The sequence below is a fragment of the Calidithermus terrae genome (genome assembly GCF_003574345.1).
Lineage (GTDB): Bacteria > Deinococcota > Deinococci > Deinococcales > Thermaceae > Calidithermus > Calidithermus chliarophilus.
On sequence record NZ_QXDL01000057.1, the window covers coordinates 1 to 20,104 of the forward strand.

Sequence of the window (20,104 nt, forward strand, 5' to 3'; positions counted from 1 at the left end):
GCCACCCCCGCTGGATGCGCTCGAGCGAGGACTTCGCCCGCCAGTACCCCCACCTCGAGGCCGACATCCGTGCCCTGGGCAGCGAGGCCGGGGTCAGCCTGCCGCTGTGGGTGGGCGGGGAGGTCGTGGGAAGCCTCAACTTCAGCTTCGCGGGGAAGCTGGAGTGGGACCCGGCCGAGCGGGCCTTCGTGCTCACCCTGGCCGACCTCTGCGCCCAAGCCCTCGAGCGCACCCGGCTCTACGAGGAGCTGCGCGCGAGCGAGGAGCGCTACCGCCTGCTGGTGCAGAATTCGGCCAACATCATCTGGAGCGCGGAGCCGGACGGGCGCTTCAAGGGAAGGCAGGAGAGCTGGCAACGCTTCACGGGCCAGACCTTCGAGGAGTACCAGGACCTCGGCGGCTTCGCCGCGGTCCACCCCGACGACCGGGAGCCGGTGGCCGCGGCCTGGCGCGAGGCGCTGGTCCACCGCTCGCCCTTCGAGATGGAGTACCGCCTGCGCCGCCACGACGGGCAGTACCGCCACGTCCTCGCGCGCGCGGTGCCCATGCTGGGCCCGGGCGGCGAGGTCCGGGAGTGGGTGGGCTACATCGAAGACATCACCGAGCGCAAGCGCGCCGAGCTCGACGACCGCTTCCTGCTCGACCTCGAGGCCCGCCTGCGCCCGCTGGGCGAGCCCGAGGAGATCCTGGCGGCGGCCTCGAGCGCCCTGGGCGAGTACCTCGCCGTAGACCGCTGCCACTTCGCCCGCATCGAGGGCGAGCGATTCACGGTGCTGCGCGACTGGTCGGCGGGGCTGCCGAGCCTGGCCGGCTCTTACCCCGTCGCCGACCTCATCGCCCCGGAGGGGCAGGCCGCGTACCGGCGGGGCGAGACCCTGCGGGTCGAGGACGTGGAGGCCCACCCCTTCACCGCGGCCCTCGCGGCGAACTACCGGCAGACCGGGGTGCGGGCCTTCGTGAGCGTCCCGCAGTTCTACCGCGGGGAGTGGGTGGCGGTGATGAACCTCGCCAGCGCCCGGCCGCGCCACTGGCACGCCGAGGAGGTGGGGCTGGTGCAGGAGGTGGCGGGCCGGGTGTGGCCGCTGGTGGAGCGGGCCCAGGCCGACCAGGCCCTGCGCCGCTCGCTCGAGGCCCAGCGCCGCTTCGTCGCCGACGCCTCGCACGAGCTGCGCGCTCCCCTCACCGCCATCCTGGGCAACCTCGAGCTGCTCACGCTCTTCAAGGACATCCCCCCGGAGGAGCGCGAGGCCTCGTTGCGCGAGTCGGCCCAGGAGGCGGCCCGGCTGTCGCGCCTGGTCAACGACCTCCTCACCCTCGCGCGCGGCGACTCCGGCGTGCCGCTGCGCCTCGCCCGCGTGGAGCTCGGCGAGGTGCTGCGCCAGGCCGCCGGCGAGGCCCGTCACCTCAGCCGCGAGCACCGGCTGTGGCTCGAGCCCGGCCCCCCGCTCCCCCTGGTCGCCGACCCCGACCGCGTCAAGCAGCTCGCGCTGATCCTGCTGGAGAACGCCTTCAAGTACACCCCCGAGGGCGGGGAGGTCTGGCTGGGCTGGCGCGAGGCGCAGGGCTGGGCCGAGTTCTGGGTGCGCGACAGCGGGGTCGGGATCGCCCCCCACGACCTGCCCCACGTCTTCGACCGCTTCTACCGCGCCGACGTCTCCCGCTCGCGCGACCCGGGCGGCACGGGGCTGGGGCTGTCCATCGCCCGCTGGATCGTGGAGTACCACGGGGGGGACATCCGGCTCGAGAGCGAGCTGGGCCGGGGCACCGCCGCCTTCGTGCGCCTGCCGCTCACCCCGCCCGAGCGGCCGTCTGGGGAGTGCTAGAAGCGGCTCCGCCCGTGCGGGGGTGTTCCCCGCCTTGCCTCCTTTGGCTTATCCTTTTTTTGCTGATTGAGCTGAAGCACCGGCTCTAATGTATGGCCTTGGCTTTGCTATAGACTTAGTTCAGCCAGGATGAGGAAGCCATGAAGCGTATCCTCGTGGTGGATGACGACCCCTCGGTACGCCGTTTCCTGCAGCGCGCGCTCGGGCTGTCCGGTTACGCGGTGGAGACCCTGGCCTCAGGGGAGGAGTGCCTGCACCGGCTCGAGGCCGAGCGCCCCGACCTGCTCATCCTCGACCTGATGATGCCGGGCCTCGACGGCAAAGAGGTGCTCCAGCACCTGGACGCGCAGGGCATCGCGCTCAAGACGGTGGTGCTCAGCGCCAAGGACGAGGAGGAGAACCAGCCCGAGGATTTGGTGGGGGCGACGGCCTACTTAGTCAAGCCCGTCAACATCAGCCAATTGCTCGACACGGTGAACGGGCTGCTGGGGGGCACGAACTCGGCGTGAGGTCGCCGGCGACAGGATTGTGAGCGATCCATTGTTCAAGACGCGAATTGCCCGGGCCATGCGCCCGCAGCGACCAGGGCACGGCTGATGGCGAGGGTTCTCATCATTGAAGACGGCCTGATGATCCAGGGCTACCTGCGGCGGGTGCTGCGGGTGGCCGGCTTCCAGGTCGAGAGCGTGCTGAGCGGCGAGGAGGGCCTGAAGGCGGTGCGCGAGTACCGGCCCGAGGTGGTCATCCTCGACTACTGGCTGCCCGGGGCCAACGGCCTGACCGTGCTGAGCCAGCTCAAGCTCGAGCGGCCCGGCCTGCCCGTGATCCTGCTCACCGCCAACGACGACCCCGAGGTGCGGCGCGAGGCCTTGGCCTTAGGCGCCGACCGGTTCGAGGTCAAGCCCATCGACCCCCAGCGTCTGCTCGACGTGGTCCAGGGGGTCCTGGGCACCGCCAGCGGCTGAGCCCGGGTCGTGCCGCTCCCGGAATGATCCTCCGGACCCGGACGAAGCGAAAACCCCGATAGATTTTTCGGTTAAATCAGGTTATCTCGTTGAGGCCGGTGTCATACCAGGTTTGGGTGGGTAGCCTCCCGATGGGAGGCTACCCACCCCGGCCGAAGGGAGTGCCCTGGGCTTCACGAAGATGTACCCCTGACGGATTTGAAGCGTAGCTTTGTGAAGCCGGTATCAGGGGCTCTCCAGGAGGGCGTCCACCAGAGCGATGAGCCGGTTCAGGTCGATCGGCTTCTGCACGAAGGCCCCCACGCCCAGCGCCACGGCCCGGTCTTCCACCTCGTGGTCCTCGCGCCCGGTGAGCATGAGCACCTTGTGCGAGGGGCAGCGCCGGGCGACGGCCTCGAGCACCTCGAGGCCGTCGAGGCCCGGCAGGTTGTAGTCGAGGATCATCAGGTCGGGACATCGCTCGGCGGTAATCTCCACCGCCTGCAACCCAGTCTCCCCCACCATCACTTCGTGGCCGTACAGGCTCAGGGTTCTGCGCAGAAAAGACCGTATGCTCGCCTCGTCATCCACTACCAGAATCAGTGCCACGGTCCGGCCCCGCCCTCCTCAATGTGGCTGTCAATGCTGAGGTTGGCCTGAAGCCGTTTCGGCTATCGCGGGCCCACCTCACGGTAAACGACGAAAAAGCCCCGACCTTGATTATCCATGCCCCGCCCGGGCAGGGGCGTAACACCCTTAAGGGTTAACACTTTAGAATGCCAAAAATCGCGTCTGTATCGGCACTCAGGCCACGTTCAGCAAACGCGCTTATGGTATGTTCGCTAAGCTTCGGATTTGGGCCCAAACTCGAGCGCAGCACCGTTTTGAGCCATCCGGCGGTGAAGCTACCGCCAGAGGAGGAAGTCTATGGCTAAGCGCAACACCGACCGCTACGACCGCGAAGACCGCCGCGACGAGCGCGAGACCTACCAGACCTCCGGCCGCCGCACCGACGCCTACGAAGGCGACGAGGACCGCTACGGGCGCTCCGAGCGCTACGACCGTGACCGGGGCGACGAGCGCTACATGAGCCAGGACCGTTACTCGGAAGGCCAGGGCTACGGCGGCCGCTACGACGAGGACTACGACCGCTCGAGCTACGGGCGCGAGGACGTCGGCCGGGGCCGTGAGGAGTTCGGCCGGGGCCGCCGGGGTGGCTATGGCGGCTACGAGGACGAGGGGCGCTACAGCACCCAAGGCGGCGTCAGCCGCTTCGGTGACCACTACGGCCAGGGCGGCCGCTACGGTGGAGATCAGTACGGCCAGGGCGGCCGCTACGGCGATCAATACGGCGGGCAGGGCGGGCAACGGGGCCAGGGCGGCCAGGGCTGGCAGGGCGGCTTCAGCGACCAGTACGGCGGCTACGGCAACCAGGGCGGCACCGGCGGGTACAGCGGCCGCTTCGGCGGCTCGCACTACGGGCAGGACTGGCAGGGCGGCCAGCAGACCTGGGGCGGTCAGGGCCAGGGCGGCTTCAGCGGTCAGGGCTGGCAGGGCAGCCAGGGCATGGGCCAGGGCGCCCGCGGCCAGCACTACGGCAAAGGCCCCAAGGGCTACCAGCGCAGCGACGAGCGCATCCGCGAGGAAGTCTCCGACCGCCTCATGGAGGCCTGGGACGTTGACGCCAGCGACATCGAGGTGCAGGTGTCGGGCGGCGAGGTCACCCTCACGGGCACCGTGACCGACCGGCAGCAGAAGCGCCGTGCCGAGGAGATCGCCGAGATGTGCACCGGCGTGCGCGACGTGCAGAACAACATCCGCGTCAAGCAGCAGGGCCAGGGGCAGTCGGACACCACCAGCCAGGCCGAGCAGGGCGGGCAGCAGGAGGGCGGCGAAAGAGGCTCACGCGGCCGCAGCCAGGGCCAGCGTTAGGCTCCGGGCGTCTACGAAGACCCGAACCCAGGAGGGGCGAACCTCGCGTTCGCCCCTTTTCCCTTTGCGCTGGCGGGGACGGGGTTGGTCTGCGGTGCTGTGGTTTGGTGTCCCTTGGGAAGTGGGGCTGCAGCCAGCCTGTGGGGTAGGGCGCAACCCCAGTGGATGATTGACCCCGCTGAAGGGTCTTGCGTTTGGCGTTTGGCGTTTTGCGTTTGGCGTTTTGCGTTTTGCGTACGACGTAGGACGTACGACTTAGGACGTACGCCCCGCGCCCGGCTATCGGCTATGACTCCCCACGGTAAAAACCGCCGAAACCGGCCGGGGCGCGCCCAGCTCGAGCCCCCGTCCGCCCGGGGAGCAGCCGCCCACGGTCACGCGGAATTCGCCGGGCTCGAGGCGCAGCTTGCCGTCCTCGTCCACCAGGCTCATCTGCTCGGGGGTGAGGGTGAAGGCGACCGTGCGGGACTCGCCAGGCTCCAGGGCGACGCGGGTGAAGCCCACGAGCTTGCAGCGCGGCACCACGACGCTGGCCTCGAGGTCGTGCAGGTAGCACTGCACCACTTCCTCCGCCGCGGCCGGGCCGGTGTTGGCGACGGTGGCCTCGAGGCGCAGCGGCTCGCCCGGCCGCAGGCGATCCTTCTCCAGCTTCAGGCCCTGGTACTCGAAGGCGGTGTAGCTCAGTCCGAAGCCGAAGGGGAACTGCGGCTCGGCCTCGGCGTAGCGGTAGGTGCGCCCCTTCATCGAGTAGTCCTCGAAGGGGGGAAGGTCGGCGGTGGAGCGCGGGAAGCTCACGGGGAGCTTGCCCGAAGGGGCCTCGTCGCCGAAGAGCACGCCGGCGACGGCCCGCCCGCCCTCCTGGCCGGGGTACCACACGAAGACGACGGCCTCCACGAGGTCCTCGAGGTCGCCCAGCGCGACGGGGCCGCCCCCGGTGAGCACCAGCACGATCCGGGCGCCGGCGGCGGCCAGCTTGCGGAGGAACTCGGCCTGCACCTCGGGCAGCTCGACGCGGCTGCGGTCGCCCTTCTCGGCGGAGCCGATGGACTCGCCCTCCTCGCCCTCCAGCAGCGGGGAGATGCCCATGCAGGCGATCACCGCGTCGCAGGAGGTGAGCTCGGGCGGGAAGCCCCGGATGGGGTAGGCCGCCTCGTGGACGAGCTGGGTGCCCAGGCGGTAGTCGAGCCGCACGCCCTCGGGGACGCGGGCCACGACGCCCTCCAAGAGCGTGGTGAGCCGGTCGGAGAGGCCGTGGTAGTTGCCCAGCAGCACGTCGGCGGCAGCCGCGTTGGGGCCGGTGACGCCCACGCTGCGCACGCCGCGCAGCGGCAGGATGCCGTTCTTGTTCTTCAGCAGCACCACCGACTTCACGGCGGCGCGGTAGGCCAGCTCGCGGTGGGCCTCGCTCCCCACCACGCTCATGGGGGTCTGGGCGTAGGGCACGGCCTCGGGCGGGTCGAACATGCCCAGCCTGAAGCGGGTGGCGAGGTGGCGGGAGAGGGCGGCGTCGAGGTCGGCCTCGGTGAGGAGGCCGCGCTCGAGGGCTTCGCCCAGCTTGCGGTAGACGTCGCCGCACTCGAGGTCGCACCCCGCCTTCAGCGCCATGGCGGCGGCCTCGGCCGCGTCGGAGACGATCTTGTGGCCGTGGAGGAAGTCGGCCACGGCCCAGCAGTCGGAGACGAAGTGACCCCCGAAGCCCCACTCCCCGCGCAGGACCTCGCCCATCAGGTAGGGGTGGGCGCAGCAGGGGTGGCCGTTGACGCGGTTGTAGGCCCCCATCACCGCCTCGACCTTGGCCTCGGTCACCAGCTTCCGGAAGGCGGGCAGGTAGGTGTCGTGCAGGTCGCGCAGGCTCACCCGCGCGTCGAAGCCGTGGCGCTGCTTCTCGGGGCCGGAGTGCACCGCGAAGTGCTTGGCGCAGGCGGCGGCCTTGAGGTACTTGGGGTCGTCGCCCTGCAGGCCGCGCACGAAGGCGCTGCCCATCTCGCCGGTGAGGAAGGGGTCCTCGCCCCAGGTCTCCTGGCCGCGGCCCCAGCGGGGGTCGCGGTAGATGTTGACGTTGGGCGACCAGAAGGTGAGGCCCTGGTACCAGTCGGTCTCCCCCTTCTGCCGCAGCGCCTCGTGGTGCTTGGCCCGGCCCTCGTCGGCGATGGCGCCGGCGACCTCGCGGATGAGCGCGGGGTCCCAGGTCGCGGCCATGCCGATGGCCTGGGGGAACACGGTGGCGCGGCCGTTGCGGGCGACGCCGTGCAGGGCCTCGTTCCAGTAGTTGTAGGCCGGGACGCCCAGCCGGGGGATGGCCCGGGCGGGGTGGGTCATCTGCGAGAGCTTCTCCTCCAGGGTCATGCGGGAGACGAGGTCCCGGACGCGCTCGTCCAGGGGCCGGGCGGGGTCGCGGAAGGGCAGGGTTTCAGTCATGGCTTGACCTCAGGCTTTCCAGGTGTTCCAGGGCCCGCAGGATGAAGTCGGGCTGGCCGAAGGAGCCCGACTTGAGCACCAGCAGCAAAGGTTTCTCCAGCACGGCCAGGCTCGAGGGCAGCCCCGGCTGGATCTCGCGCAGCACCACGGTCTGGCGGATGCCCAGCGCCCGGCACACGCTGGCCGAGGTGTCGCCGCCCAGCACGACCAGCCGGCGCACGGGGGTGTGGGCCAGGGCCTCACGGGCGACCTCCGCCAGCAGCCCGGAGACCCGGCGGCTGACCTCGAGGCCCCCCAGCCCCAGCGCCTCCCCGCGCTCGCGGGTGCGCCGCACGGCCTCGGGGTGGTTCTCCGAGCGCACCAGCACGCTCTCCCCACGCCGCAGGTGCCGCACGGCCTGTTCGGCGAGGGCGGCTCGAGCCCGCTCCGGGCGCGCGAGGGCCTCCTCCCCGCCCAGGACCAGCTCGGCCCCGCCCGCCGCCACGAAGGCCTCGACCTGGGCGCGGGTCTGGGGCATCACGCTGCCCGCCACCACCAGCGCGTTGCCGGCGGGGCCCAGGTCCACCCCGGCCAGCGGGTCGAAGGGCTCGGGGGGGTCCCAGAAGCGGGGCAACTCCTCCGCCAGCGCCGAAGAGCCCAGCAGCACCGGCTCGGCGTGCAGCAGGCGGGCGAGGGCGTGGAGGTCGTGCTGGGTCTGGCAGTCGCACAGCAGGTAGCCCCCCTGCCGCCGGGCGGCCTCGAGCACCTCCTCGGCCCGCCCTTCGCGCAGCGCCTCGAGCGGCAGGCTGTGCACGGGCCGGCGGGACTGGGCGGCGACGACCTCGAGCAGCTTGGCGGTGCGCGTGGGGTGAACGGGGTCGTCCTTGAACTCGGACTCGTCCAGCGGCACGCCCCGCACGTAGTGGACGCCGTGGACGGTGGTGCGCCCGTTCTTGGGGAAGGCCGCCACCGCCGCCCCGAAGCCGGCGCCCAGCGCGTCGAGCAGGGCGTCGAACTCGGCCCCCACGTTGCCGCGGAACACCGAGCAGGTCTTCTTCCACAAGAGCGTGCAGCCGAGGCCTTGGAGGGCTCGAGCCGCCCGCGCCACCCGCCCGGCGGCTTCCTCCGGGCCCAGGAAGCGGCTGTCGGTGTCCACGACCAGCACGTCGCAGCGCCGGCCCTCCAGGAGGCGGGGCAGCGCCCCCAGGTCGGCCTCGGCCCCGAAGACGCGCACCGCGTAGCCGTGCTCGGCGAACAGCCCGCCGATGTCGCCCGCGCCGGTGACGTCGTCGGCCACCACGCCCACCCGCGGCCTCATGCGCCCTCCGGTTCGGGGCGCACCGTGGCGAGGCCCCGGGCTTTGACCGGGAAGCGCAGGCCCCCGCCGGGGTCCGGCTCGAGCGGCCGGCGTTCGCGCTCGAGCCGGTCAGTGGCCCAGGCCCGCGCCACGCGCCGCCCCGGCAGCCAGAAGCGGGCCTCCCCGCCTTTGCCCTCGACCTCCTTCACCCGCAGCACGAAGCCCCTGCCGTCCCGCGCCGCCCGCAGGGTGGAGGGTATGACCGGGCCCTCCAGCCGCGCCAGCGTCCCCCCCGCGGCGCCGGTGTAGGGTTCTTTCACCTCGCGGAAGTCCTGGAAGCAGATGCGGGAGATGCGGCGGGCGTAGAGGCCACGGCGCGTCGCCTCGGCTTTTCCGACGCTGGCCCCGCTGAACAGCCGGTAGCGCCAGCGCAGCGCCGCAGGGTGTAGTAGGGACAACGCGCGCGTTGTCCCTACGGCCGCCGCTTCACTCGAGTAAACCGCCGCGCGGCGGCTATGGCGTACCGCCACTCCCCCGGGGTCGAACCCTGCCCCCCTATACCCCTGAGGGCGCCCCGAAGGTCGCCGATGCAAAACACCGCGAGCAGACCCCTCCCCACCCGCAGGGGCAATAAACTCGCTCACCATCCGAACCCCGCGTTGAACACCGGGCACTCCCCGCGCCGCACGCTCTCGTAGGCGTAGACGTACATCCCCGCCGACCAGCTCTGCCCCGCGAAGCCCGAGGGCTGCCCCGACTCCCCGTGGAACCACTCGTTGAAGTCCCACTCCCCCCCGCTGCGGCTCATCCGGTTCATCTCGGCGAGGCGCTCGAGCTGCCGCCCCGCCTCCTGCAGCCGCCCCGCCTTGACCAGCGCCGCCACGTAGAACCCCCCGATGAAGGGCCAGGCCCCGCCGTTGTGGTACTGGTGCGGCAGGTTGAGGTTCCTGAGCCGGTAGTACTCGCGCCAGTCGGGGTCGCCGGGCATCACCGGCGGGTGGATGGCCTTGATGGGGTGCGGCCGGTCCACGCCGCGCGTGCGGATGAAGTCGAAGATCTTATCGGCCTGGGCCTCGCTCGCCAGCCCGAAGAGGACGGCGGCGAGGTTGCCGAAGGTGTCGAAGCGGTCGCAGTAGTCGCGGAAGGCCATGTAGGGCAGGAAGTAGGGGCGCTCCTGCAGGTGGGTGGTGGTGAGGCGGATGGGGTAGAGCCACTCCTTGCGGTGGTTCTCCACCCACTCCAGGTCCTTGCTCACCTCCGGCCCCACCCACAGCAGGGTGTTGACCTTGAAGCGGATGTCCTCGGCGGCCTCGAGGTAGGGCCCCGCGCCCTCCCCCAGCGCCTCGGCCATCGCGCCCAGCGCCTTGTGCGCCGCGAACCACAGCACGTTGGGCCACAGGCTGTTGTAGCGGTTGGCGAAGAGGTCGGCCCAGTCCATGGCCTCGTGGACCTCCAGGAGCCCGCACTCGTTGGAGTCCTGGTAGCGCAGCCAGGTGTGCGCCCGGAGGACGGCGGGCCACGCCGAGCGCAGGCGCCCCAGGTCGCCGTCGGTCATGAAGGTGTAGTAGTTGCCCAGGATGAACCACAGGCTGTTGTCGATGCAGCCGGCGTGGGCGGTGTCTACGACCACCTTCGGCGGGTCGTCGCCCACCCTCAAGGCCCCGCCGTGGGCGATGAGCGCGGGGTCGGGGATGCCGGTGAAGCCCACGTTGTGGGGGATGTTGCCCAGGGGGCTCTGGTAGGCCTGGAGGGTGCGCAGGCTGGCGCGGTGGATGGCCTGGCCCTCCTCGCCGCTGAGCATCAGGCCCAGGCCGCAGATCATGCTGTCGCGGGCCCAGACCTGCTTGTAGGCCTGCGAGGAGCCCAGCAGCCCGATGGGGCTGCCGTTGCGGAAGAGGATCTCCTGGGCCTTCTGCCGGGCGGTCTCCTGCAGGGTCACTTCCATTCCAGCCACCCCCCGCCCGCCTGGGAAAGCGACGGCTCGAGCGCGGCCCGCGCGCACCCGCGGGCGAAGACGTCGAAGAGGTCACCCCCCACCCAGTGGAAGTTCTCGCGCACCCGGAAGATGGCCCCCAGCAGTTCCTCCACCTTGGCCTCGGAAGGGGCCTCCAGGACGTCCAGGCCCCGCAGCCCGACCTCGGCCCAGCCCGCGAGCTTGTGCGTCCAGGGGGCCAGGTCGGCGGCGAGGGCCCGGTTGTGCAGCTTCTCCAGGCGCTCGGCGCTGCGGGCGAGTCCCTCGAAAAGCCGCCGCATCTCCCCCACCCGCTCGGGCGTGACCGGCGCGGCGAAGAAGCCCTCGAGCCGCCCCCGCAGGGCGTTGTCGAGGTGCCGGCCGGGCTCGAGGGGGTTCTTGCGGGCCAGGTCGGCCAGGGTGCGCACGGCCTCGGCGTCGGCGGGGTCGCCGGTGACCTCGAGCAGCGCCCGGTCCCAGGCGGCGTCGGGGTCGTAGGCCTGGGGGTCGGCGAGGTACTGCGCCGCGGTGTGCAGCGCGATCTTGCTGGCCTCCGCCTGGAGCGCGGCGTTGAGGGCGATGCCCTTGCAGGCGCTGTCCAGGTCGGGGTCGCGGCCCCGGTAGGGCCGGATGTGGGGGTCGTAGCGCATGTCCACGTCATTGACCGGGTAGTTGTCCCAGTAGACCACGGGCCGGCGCAGCACGGCGGACACGGCGTGGGCGTCGGGCGTGCGGAGGACGCTCGAGCACACCTCGCGCCCGGTCCAGAAGACCTCGACGCCCCCGTCCAGGCGCTCGCCCAGCGTGCGCAGGTAGGGCGAGTCGCCGGCGCCGTGGTACTCGGTGGGGCAGAAGTACAGCTCGCCCGCCACCTCCTGCCGCAGCCGCCCGCACAGCCAGGCCTGGGCCTCCCCCAGCGAGCCGAAGCGCTCGCCGTCCTCGGGGTAGCGGAAGCGGTCGGGCATGTCGTCCATCAGCAGGAAGAAGTCGCGGATACCCACGGCCTGCGCGGCGTGCACCTTGTCGAGCAGCGAGCGCCAGTGGGCCTCGCCGGAGTAGCGGTACTCCAGCGGGGAGAGCCCGAACACCAGCCTCAGGCCGCCCGCCTCGCACTGCCGGGCCAGCTCCCCGAACCAGCGCATCTCGGCGGGGAGGTAGGGCTCGCGCCAGCGGTTGCGGTGGATGGGGTCGTTCTTGGGGGCGTAGAAGTAGCGGTTGTAGCCGTGCCGGGCGGCGAAGTCCACCATCGCGCGCCGCTCGGCCCACGACCAGGGCCGCCCGTAAAAGCCCTCGAGCACTCCGCGAATCTCAAACATCCTTCTCCTCCGTCGAAACCAGGGCCTCGGCAATCGTTCCGTAGTCGCGCCCGCCCAGCCACAGCCCGACGCCCACCCGCGCCCGGCGCAGCCCCGCGGCGCGGGCGGTCAGCCGGAAGGCCAGCGCGGCCTCGCCGCCGGGGGGCAGCTCGAGCGCGTCCTCGAGGCGGTCGGCCTCCAGGCCGGGGGGCAGGCGCAGGTAGAGGCGGGCGGTCTGGGGGGTGGGGTGGGGGTTGAACACGCGCACGCTCAGCCCGCTTTCGCGGGACAGGTCCAGGCGGTAGGGGTGGGCCTTGGCCCAGGCGCGGGCCTCGAGCGGCACCAGCTCGGCGTGGAGGCGCTCGAGGGCTTCCCCCCGCTCCCGCAGCGCCTCGAAGTAGCCCGCGTGGGGGGAGAAGGGCTCCCAGTGCCCGCTGAGGATCAGGTCCGGGCGCAAGCGGGCGTAGAGCTCGGCGCTGCGCGCGTAGTCGGACGGGCGGAACTCGTTGGGGTAGACGTAGTTGAGGCCCAGCCCGTCGGCGTCGCTGTACTGGTCGCCGCCGACGAGCACGCGCTGGCCGCCGGCCTCGAGCAGGATCGCCACCGCGTAGCGGGTGTGGCCCGGCAGGGCGTGGAGGGTGAGGCGGTGCTCCTCCCACTCCAGCGGCGTCCCCAGCGGCAGGCGGCGGTCCACCGGGATCGGCTCGAACCACAGGCAGGGCAGGTCGTAGGCGTGGGGGCGCTCGAGGAGGTCGGCGAAGTTTTCGGCGCACCAGACCTCGGTGCCGTACTGTTCACGCAGCAGGTTGACGCCCGCCACGTGGTCGTCGTGGTAGTGGGTGGGGATCACGGCCTCGATTTGCCCGACGCCGTGTTGCCTCTTCAGCGCGGGCAGGGTGTAGAGCCAGGGCCGCCGTGCCGCCCGCTCGGTGCTGCTGGGGGCCCCGAACATGAAGTCGTAGCCGAAGTCGAAGAGCAGTGCCTTGCCGCTTTCGGAGCGCAGCACGTAATAATTCGCCGTGCTTGTGCGGCTGCCCAGCAGGTGCGGGGTGATGGCCTCGAAGGGCTGCTCGCGCAGTTGCAGCAGCCGGGGGTTGTGGCGGCGCAGCCGGATGAGCTCCCACAGCCGCTCGACGGTGGGCGGGACGGCCTCCGGGCCCAGCGGCTCGCCGTGGGTGGGCAGCAGCAGCCCGAAGCCGCGCTCGTGCAGGTCGAGCAGCGAGAGGATGCTCCCCGCCAGGCCCTCCCCGCCGTTATAGGTCCACTGGGTCGCGGCCAGCGACCACACCTGCCCGGCTCCCGCGATCAGGTCGCCGCTGAAGGCCAGCTTTTGCCCGCCCCACTCGAGCCCCAGCGTCACCGAGCCCAGGGTGTGGCCCGGCGTGGGCAGGACGCGGATCGCGGTCTCGCCCCAGCGGAAGGTGCCGTAGTCGCGCAGGGGATGGGCCTCGAGGTTCTCCAGCAGGGTGCGGTGGTGCTCGCGGGGGTCGTAGTTGTTGAGCAGTTGCCGCCGCTGCCAGTAGCCCTCGGCGTCGCGCAGCCACTCGAGCTCGCCCTCGGGGGCGTAGACCGGGACGCCCCGCCGCACGGCCTCCTGCGCCCCGCCCGCGCTGTCGCGGTGGTGGTGGGTGAGGAGCACCGCGTCCACCTGCTCCACCCCCGCCTCGCCCAGCCGCTCGAACACCGAGCCGTTGCCCGCCTCGATCAGCAGGGCCCGCCCGCCGCGCGCCAGCACGTAGACGTGCGAGGAATCGGTGTGGCGGTAGAGGCCGGGAAGGATCGGCCGCATCTAGAGCTCCCCCCGGTGGCGCTCCTCGAGCGCCGCGGCGTGGTGGGCCCGCCCGGTCCGGCGCAGGTGCTCGGCGAACCAGCGCAGCCGCCCGCGCACCTGCCAGGGGCCGCCCTCGCGCAGCACCACGTACATGGGGTCGTAGGGCTCGGGGGCCTGGGTGTCCTGCAGCAGGGCGTGTTTCCACCCGTCGAGGATGCGCAGGCCCTCCGCCACCAGCGCGGGCTCGCTCGCGGCCAGGTCGCGCTCCTCGTGGGGGTCGGCCTCGAGGTCGTAGAGCGCGAGCTCGGGCAGTTCCTTGTAGCCGTCGTGGTAGGTGCGGGTCATGAGGTGCTTCCCCCAGCGCACGCTGCGCTGGCAGGTCCAGGCCATCTGCGAGACCACCAGCGCCGGGCGTCCGGGGTCGTCGGGGCTGGCGAGGGGCCGGGCGTCCCAGCCCGCCGGGACCTCGCCCCCGGCGTGCTTCAGCAGCGTCGCCATGAGGTCGAACTGGTAGTGCAGGCCCCGGTTGACCCGCCCGCCCTCGAAGCCCGGTCCCCGCACGACGAAGGGCACCCTCGAGGTGTGCGAGCAGGCGGTCTGGTGGTCGCCGTAGACGTTGTGCTCGCCCTGGTTCTCGCCGTGGTCGGCGCTGATGACGACCACGGTCTCCCCCAGCACCCCTTCGCGCTCCAAGATCGCCAGCAGGCGGGCGACGTGGTCGCCCACGTAGCGGATGCCCATGTCGTAGGCCGCGACCCAGGCGGCGAGGTCGGCGCGGGTGCGGATCTGGTGGGGCACGCCCGCGCGGGGCACCTGCTTGGCCCACACCCCGGGGGAGTCCTGGGCGCTGTTGGGGCCGTAGCTGTTCCAGTGGGCCTCGAGCACCTCCGGGGTGGGCCACCCGGGCTCGGGGAAGCCGGCGAAGGGGTTGGGCAGCTCGTCGGGGAGGCGGTAGGGGGTGTGGGCGTCCCAGTAGTTGACGTGCAAGAACCAGCGGTCCTGCCGGGCGTGGGCCTCGAGCCAGGGCTCGGCCACCGCGTTCACCTCGTGGGCGAGCTCGAAGCCGCCCTTGCCGGTGTTGTGCCACTCGCGCAGGCCCAGGGTGAACCAGGGGGCCACGTGGCGGTTAGGGAAGGGAGTGACGGAGACCGGGTAGTACTCGGCCCGCCGGAAGGCCTGGAACAGCGTCTCGAAGCCCGGCGCCCCCGAGAACCCCCGCCGCGGGCCCAGCGGGAAGGGCTCGGACACCAGCCCGCCGTGGTTGACCACCCCGCTCCTCAGCCCGAAGCGGCCCAGCGCCAAAGCGCTCCTGGAGGGCAGGCAGGGCGCGTCGGAGACGTAGCAGTGCTCGAAGCGCACCCCCTCGGCGGCCAGCCGGTCGAGGGTGGGCGAGGTGGGGCGCGGGTAGCCGTAGCAGCCCAGTTGGGCGGCCCGCAGGGAGTCCACGTCGATGTAGAGGTAGCGCATGTCAGTTCCCCGTCGTTGCGCCGTACGTCCTACGCCCTACGCCTTTGTCCTTTCGCGTACGGCGTAGGACCACGTCACCGGGCCTCCTTTACCCGCGCGTACAGCCGCCGGGCGATGGCGTGGTGGAAGACCACGTGCAGGTCCTCGATCTGCTCGAGCATCTCGAGCGGGGCCTGCACCAGCACCGCGCAGAAGGGCTTCATCGCCTCGGACCGGGGCTGCATCCCGGTGAACCCGATCACCCTGGCCCCGGCGCGGCAGGCGTACTCGAGCGCCCGCAGCACGTTCTCCGAGCCCCCCGAGCCGCTGATGCCGATGACCACGTCGGCGGGCTGGAGGTGGTTCTTGAGCTGCTCGAGGAACACGTCGGCGTAGGCCACGTCGTTGCCCAGGGCGGTCAGCCAGGCGGCGTTGTCGCCCAGGCTGGTGATCCGCAGCCGCCTGGCCCCGCTCACGGACGGCCCCTGCCCCAGGTCGGGCGCGGTCAGCTTGCCCAGGTCGGCGGCCATGTGGCTCGCCAGCGCCGCCGAGGCCCCGTTGCCGAAGGCGAAGACCTGGCGCCCCCCCTCCCACGCGCGGTACAGCTCGTCGGCGGCCCGCTCGAGCGCCCCCGCGTCTACGTGCTCGAGGGCGCCCTGCACGGCCTGGAGGTACTCGCGGATGCCCGGCCCGGTCATGGCACGGCCCTCAGGCCTGCTCGGCCGCCGCGTAGGGCATGGGGGCGGGCACCTCGAAGCTCGAGGTCAGCTCGACCGGGCGGCCCGTCTCGATGGAGCGGTAGGCCGCCTCCTGGATCTCCACCACGTGGGCGGCCTGGGCCCCGGTGACCCGCTGGGGACGGCCCTGGGCGATGGCCTCGGCCATGTCGAGCAGGCCGGCCGACCAGTCGAAGCCGCGCTCGGGGGTCTTGTCGAGGGGTACGGGCTCGTAGGGCTTCTCGAAGTCGGCGTACTCGAGGCGGGCGTCGCGCTCGAACCAGCGCACCAGGTGCAGCGAGCCCGCGTCGCCGTGGAACTCGATGCCCTCGCCCTGCACCGTGCGGTGGGAGACGTAGAAGTTGGCGGTGAGCCGCACCACCGGGCCGCCCTCGAACTCCAGGTGCAGCGCCAGGTAGTCGGGGCCCTCGACCCGGAAGGGCACCCCGCGCTTGGTCAGGCGGTCGGGCTTGAGGGTGGTGCCGTAGGCGCTGACCCGCCGGGCCGGGCCGAAGAGGGCGGTGAGGACGGTCAGGGGGTATACCCCCACGTCGAACAGCGGCCCCACCTCGTAGAAGGGCTGGGGGGCCGGGTGCCAGACCTCGATGCGCCCGTGGTTGACCTCGGCGTAGACCATCCGCACCGTCCCCAGCTTGCCCTCGCGCACCCAGCGCATGGCGGTCTGCTGGGCCTCGCCCAGGAAGACGATGGGGGCGCAGGCCAGCCGCAAACCCCTGTCCTGCGCCAGCCGCACCAACTCGGCGGCCTCGCGGTAGCTCATCGCCAACGGCTTCTCGCCGTAGACGTGCTTGCCCGCCTCGAGGGCCTGCTTCACCACCGCGTGGTGGGCGTGGTGGATGGTCAGGTTCACCACCACGTCCACGTCCGGCGCGGCCAGCACCTCCTCGTACGAGCCGAAGACCCGCCCGCCGTACTCGGCGGCGTGCTTCTGGGCTCGAGCCGGGTCGAGGTCGTAAAAGCCCACCAGCTCGAGCTCGGGGTGGGTCAGGATGTCCTTGCTGTAGGGCCCGGCGATGACCCCACAACCCACGATGGCGACGTTGAGCGGTTTCATGCGATCTCCTTCATCCACTGCCGCAGCAGGGCGTGGCTGGCTTTGAGGTCGGCCTCGGGGTCGAAGCCCTCGGGCTCGTGCTCGACGTCAATGGGGCCGCTGTAACCCACCTCCTTCAACGCCTGCAGGCAGCGGCGGATGCCCACCACCCCCCGCCCGTAGCGGCAGGTCTCGTGGGTGCCCTCGCGCAGCACGTCCTTGAGGTGGACGTTGACCAACCGCCCCCCCAGGCGGCGGATGGCCTCGGCGGCGTCGTAGCCCTGGGTGCCGAACCAGCCGGTGTCGATGCACACGCCGATGCGCCCCCCCGCAGGGTCGCCGGCCTTCTCCAGCACCTCCTGTGGGGTCTTCTCGGGGTGGTTCTCGAAGCCGTAGACCAGGTCGTACTGCTCGAGCTTCTCCACCACCGCCGCGCGGTCGCTCTTGAGCAGGTCGAGGCCCCCGCCCAGGATGCGCGCGCCCAGCCGCCGGGCGATGCGGCAGGAGAGGTCGAACTCCTCTACCGTGGCCCCGAAGCCCCCGGCCATCGAGACCACCCTCATCCCGCGCCGCCCCAACACCCGCGCCGCGGTCTCGACGTGCTCGGGCGTGAGCCAGCGCAGCGCCAGGTGCTCGGTCCAGAGGTCGAGGGTGTCGAAGCCCATCGCCTGCACCTCGGCCACCATGGCGTCGAAGCGCTCCTCGTAGGTCTCCAGCGGCGTCAGGTAGAGCCGGGTGGTGCGGCAGGCCAGCCCCCAGTCACTGACGCCGGGGTAGCCGGCCTGGCGGTAGGCGAAGTTGGCGGTGTTGAAGACGACGGGATTGTTCAAGGCGCTCTCCTCACCCCGGCAGCACCAGCGAAGCGGCCCCCACCAGGGCTGCCGAGTACCCCAGGGTGGTGGGCAGAACGCGCACCTTGCGGCGTTCGCGCATGATGACCTTGGCGAGCATGGCCCGCTCGACGTAGGCCAGGTCGAGGCTCTGGCTCACCCCCCCGCCCAGCACCACCGCGTCGAGGTCGAGCAGGTTGACCGCGTAGCTGAAGGCCTGGGCCAGGTAGTCCTCGCTGGCGCGCAGGGCCGCCTTGGCCTTGGGGTCGCCCTGGGCCGCGAGGCGGGCCACTTCCCGGGCGTCGGCCGCCTGCACGCCCAGCTCCCGCGCCCGCCGGGCGATGGCCGGGCCCGCCGCGATGGCCTCCACGCAGCCGCGCATCCCGCAGCCGCACTCATAACCCTCGGGCTCGAGCACGAAGTGCCCGATCTCCCCCGCCAGCGCCCCCGAGCCCTCGTAGAGCTGCCCCTCCAGGATCAGCGCGCTGCCCACCCCGGTCGAGACCGTCACCCACAAGAAATTGCGCAACTGCCGCCCCAGCCCGAAGCGCAGCTCGGCTAAGGCGCAGGCGTTGACGTCGTTGGCGATGCGGGCGGGGAGGCGGAAGCGCTCCTCGAGCATCCGCGCGAAGGGCACGTCCCACCAGCCGTGGGCCGGGGCGTAGAGCAGCATCCCGGCCTTGGTGTTGGCGAGGGCGGGCACCGTGGAGCCCACCCCCACGCAGCGCTCGAGCTCGATCCCCCGCGAACGCCCCAGCGCGTGCAGCTTCTCGAGCGCGAAGTCGGCCACGCCCTCGGGGCCGCGCTCCTTGGGGGTGGGGAAGGTCTGCTGGCCGAGGATCTGCCCCGCCTGGTCCACGAAGCCCAGCATCAGCTTGGTCCCCCCGAAATCGATACCGGCTGCGATCATGCAACCTCCTCCTTGGGTTGTGGCGGGACGTACATCGCTTTAACGCTCACCGTGAAAAACAGCAGGACCACCCCCACCAGCACCAGCGGGATCAGCGTCTTGAACTGCAGCCCCACCCACAGCAGCGTCACCGGCACCAGCACCCGCGCGTGCGCCGTCAGGGGCTCGCGGAAGAAGCGGGCCAGCGCCACGAACAGCCGGGAGGGCAGGGGGCCGGGCTCGAGGGTGAGGCTCTCGAGCACGTAGGGCTGTAGGGCCAGCCACAGCACCAGCACGTACCACCAGAACACCTGCGCCACCGCCAGGGCGAAGGGCGGGAGCACCCGCGGCCAGAAGGTGAGGTTGGCGTAGGCCAGCGCCAGCAGGATCGCCAGCGCCAGCGCCCACCCCAGCCCCGCCCACAGGTGCCGCAGCAGCAGGGGGAAGAACTCCTTCAGCCGCAGCTCCTTCGCGTCGCGGGCGTGGCGGGCCAGCCAGTCGTAGGCCGCCAGGGTGGCCGGGCCGAAGCCCACCAGCGTCCAGCTAAAGGCCAGCCACAGCAGGTTGACGGCGATCAGCTCCGGCAGGTGCCGCCAGGTGAGGACGGCCCCCTGCACCAGCGAGCGCAGGAACTCCACTAGCCCACCTCCAGCCGGTGCCCGGGCGCGTTGAGCGCCCCCAGGCGCAGGCGCAGGGGCTCCACGGGCGCGTTCAGGGTGTCGGGGTCGGGGGAGGCGCGGCGGCACGCCTCCAGGCCCAGCCGCCTCCGCTCGCCGGGGAGCAGGTGGAAGCCGCCGTCGCCGGGCCGCACGTGGTAACCGGGGGTGAGGGCCTCGAGCGCGACCCAGTACGCCGGGACCGCCCCGGCGTTCCGCACGGCCAGCCCTCCGCCCTCGAGCTCGACCTCGAGCCGCGTCGCGGGGAGGGAGCGCAGGGGCTCGAGGGTGCTCCGGGTGAAGAGGTACTCGTTGCGCGAGACCTCCCCTCCCCGCTCGTCCCGGAGGCTCACCCGCGCCAGGACGGCGGGGGTGGCCCAGGGGCGGCGGTAGGGCCCCAGCGCCTGGTGGCGCTCGGCGGCCACGGGGAACTCCAGCCGCTCCAGCAACGCGCCCTCCAGGCCGCGGACCTCGAGCTCGAGCCGCCCCGCGAAAGGCCGGTCGCACAGCACCTCGGGGGTGAACTCCAGGCGCTCGGGCTGCTGGGGGGTGGCGTACCACAGCCCGGCGAAGGCCGGGGCGAAGGCGCTGCTGGCCGCGAAGTAGGCCAGCTTGGGGTGGCCGTAGTGGTCCACCAGCGCGGTGTTGTGGGCACCCGGCCAGGGCTCGCCCAGTTGCCAGACCAACGCGCCGCTGCACGCCGGGTACCGGCGGCGGTTGGCGTGGACGGCGTAGCGGATCACCTCGGCCTGCAGGGCCTGGGAGAGCCGCCAGTAGCTCGCGTAATCGGCCACCGGCCCGAACACCTCCTCCACCCGGTGGCGCATCAGCCACCAGGCGCCGTGGTGCACGAAGAGGGGGTTGGTGTCGTCCGGGGGGAAGGGGTGTTGTTCGCCGGCGAAGCGGCGCAGGGTGGCGGGGTAGGCCGCGCCCTGGCAGCCGAACTCGCTGTGGAAGAGGGCGGTGGAGCGGTGGAAGGGGGCGTAGGTGTCGCGCAGGCCCCGGTAGTGCCAGGGGCCGTGCACGTCGTGCAGGTCGTGGGGGCGCTCCAGGGCCACCTGCAGGGAGAGGTCGTACTCGGGGCCGCTGGGCGAGGTGGGCAG

General features: G+C 72.0%; 18 protein-coding genes. 4 read left to right on the forward strand and 14 right to left on the reverse strand.

The genetic code is table 11. From position 1 onward, the window contains the following. The 3 genes from Mterra_RS08450 to Mterra_RS08460 form a co-directional block, all read left to right on the forward strand. Positions 1-1,823: ATP-binding protein (locus tag Mterra_RS08450; RefSeq protein WP_119314796.1), on the forward strand; the 1,823-nt coding region annotated here is incomplete at its 5' end. 140 nt (positions 1,824-1,963) lie between these two features. Then, positions 1,964-2,332 (forward strand): response regulator transcription factor, encoded by a 369-nt coding sequence (locus tag Mterra_RS08455; RefSeq protein WP_119314797.1) that lies wholly within the window; start codon positions 1,964-1,966, stop codon positions 2,330-2,332. Positions 2,333-2,419: 87 nt separating this feature from the next. Then, positions 2,420-2,788, forward strand: a complete 369-nt coding sequence (locus tag Mterra_RS08460) for a response regulator (protein WP_119314798.1) — start codon at positions 2,420-2,422, stop codon at positions 2,786-2,788. Positions 2,789-3,013: 225 nt separating this feature from the next. On the opposite strand, the gene Mterra_RS08465 is transcribed toward Mterra_RS08460, so the two are convergent. After that, complete coding sequence (locus Mterra_RS08465) at positions 3,014-3,376, reverse strand: response regulator (RefSeq protein WP_119314799.1); 363 nt, start codon at positions 3,374-3,376, stop codon at positions 3,014-3,016. 318 nt (positions 3,377-3,694) lie between these two features. Between Mterra_RS08465 and Mterra_RS08470 the strand changes: the two genes are divergently transcribed. Beyond that, complete coding sequence (locus Mterra_RS08470) at positions 3,695-4,699, forward strand: BON domain-containing protein (protein WP_119314800.1); 1,005 nt, start codon at positions 3,695-3,697, stop codon at positions 4,697-4,699. 279 nt (positions 4,700-4,978) lie between these two features. Here the strand turns inward: Mterra_RS08470 and Mterra_RS08475 are convergent, their stop codons facing one another. The 13 genes from Mterra_RS08475 to Mterra_RS22265 all read right to left on the reverse strand — a co-directional run. After that, the gene (locus Mterra_RS08475) at positions 4,979-7,117 is read right to left on the reverse strand and encodes a glycoside hydrolase family 3 N-terminal domain-containing protein (RefSeq protein WP_119314801.1); all 2,139 of its coding nucleotides are present in this window, start codon (positions 7,115-7,117) and stop codon (positions 4,979-4,981) included. Beyond that, a complete protein-coding gene (locus Mterra_RS08480) occupies positions 7,110-8,414 on the reverse strand; it encodes a four-carbon acid sugar kinase family protein (RefSeq protein ID WP_119314802.1) in 1,305 nt (434 codons plus the stop codon). The genes Mterra_RS08475 and Mterra_RS08480 overlap by 8 nt, the downstream gene beginning before the upstream one ends. Further along, positions 8,411-8,851 (reverse strand): hypothetical protein, encoded by a 441-nt coding sequence (locus Mterra_RS08485; RefSeq protein ID WP_119314803.1) that lies wholly within the window; start codon positions 8,849-8,851, stop codon positions 8,411-8,413. The genes Mterra_RS08480 and Mterra_RS08485 overlap by 4 nt, the downstream gene beginning before the upstream one ends. A gap of 182 nt (positions 8,852-9,033) precedes the next feature. Next, positions 9,034-10,338, reverse strand: a complete 1,305-nt coding sequence (locus Mterra_RS08490) for an amylo-alpha-1,6-glucosidase (protein ID WP_119314804.1) — start codon at positions 10,336-10,338, stop codon at positions 9,034-9,036. Further along, positions 10,329-11,660, reverse strand: a complete 1,332-nt coding sequence (locus Mterra_RS08495) for a protein O-GlcNAcase (RefSeq protein WP_119314805.1) — start codon at positions 11,658-11,660, stop codon at positions 10,329-10,331. The genes Mterra_RS08490 and Mterra_RS08495 overlap by 10 nt, the downstream gene beginning before the upstream one ends. Continuing rightward, positions 11,653-13,428: an MBL fold metallo-hydrolase gene (locus Mterra_RS08500; RefSeq protein WP_119314806.1), complete on the reverse strand. Its 1,776-nt coding sequence runs from the start codon at positions 13,426-13,428 to the stop codon at positions 11,653-11,655. The genes Mterra_RS08495 and Mterra_RS08500 overlap by 8 nt, the downstream gene beginning before the upstream one ends. After that, a complete protein-coding gene (locus Mterra_RS08505) occupies positions 13,429-14,877 on the reverse strand; it encodes a sulfatase (RefSeq protein WP_119314807.1) in 1,449 nt (482 codons plus the stop codon). Between the two features lie 74 nt (positions 14,878-14,951). After that, the gene (locus Mterra_RS08510; RefSeq protein WP_119314808.1) at positions 14,952-15,554 is read right to left on the reverse strand and encodes a D-sedoheptulose-7-phosphate isomerase; all 603 of its coding nucleotides are present in this window, start codon (positions 15,552-15,554) and stop codon (positions 14,952-14,954) included. Positions 15,555-15,564: 10 nt separating this feature from the next. Beyond that, on the reverse strand, positions 15,565-16,647 hold the full coding sequence (locus Mterra_RS08515; RefSeq protein ID WP_119314809.1) for a Gfo/Idh/MocA family protein: 1,083 nt from the start codon (positions 16,645-16,647) through the stop codon (positions 15,565-15,567). Continuing rightward, the gene (locus tag Mterra_RS08520) at positions 16,644-17,456 is read right to left on the reverse strand and encodes a sugar phosphate isomerase/epimerase family protein (RefSeq protein ID WP_119314810.1); all 813 of its coding nucleotides are present in this window, start codon (positions 17,454-17,456) and stop codon (positions 16,644-16,646) included. The genes Mterra_RS08515 and Mterra_RS08520 overlap by 4 nt, the downstream gene beginning before the upstream one ends. A gap of 10 nt (positions 17,457-17,466) precedes the next feature. After that, positions 17,467-18,366: an ROK family protein gene (locus tag Mterra_RS08525; protein ID WP_119314811.1), complete on the reverse strand. Its 900-nt coding sequence runs from the start codon at positions 18,364-18,366 to the stop codon at positions 17,467-17,469. Next, positions 18,363-18,983 carry a DUF624 domain-containing protein gene (locus Mterra_RS22260; protein WP_170159604.1) on the reverse strand — a complete coding sequence of 207 codons (621 nt, stop codon included), beginning with the start codon at positions 18,981-18,983 and terminating at the stop codon, positions 18,363-18,365. Before Mterra_RS22260 ends, Mterra_RS08525 begins: the two co-directional genes overlap by 4 nt. Then, positions 18,983-20,104 (reverse strand): glycoside hydrolase family 2 protein (locus tag Mterra_RS22265; RefSeq protein ID WP_218022910.1); only part of this gene is annotated, 1,122 nt, incomplete at its 5' end. The genes Mterra_RS22260 and Mterra_RS22265, both read right to left, overlap by 1 nt.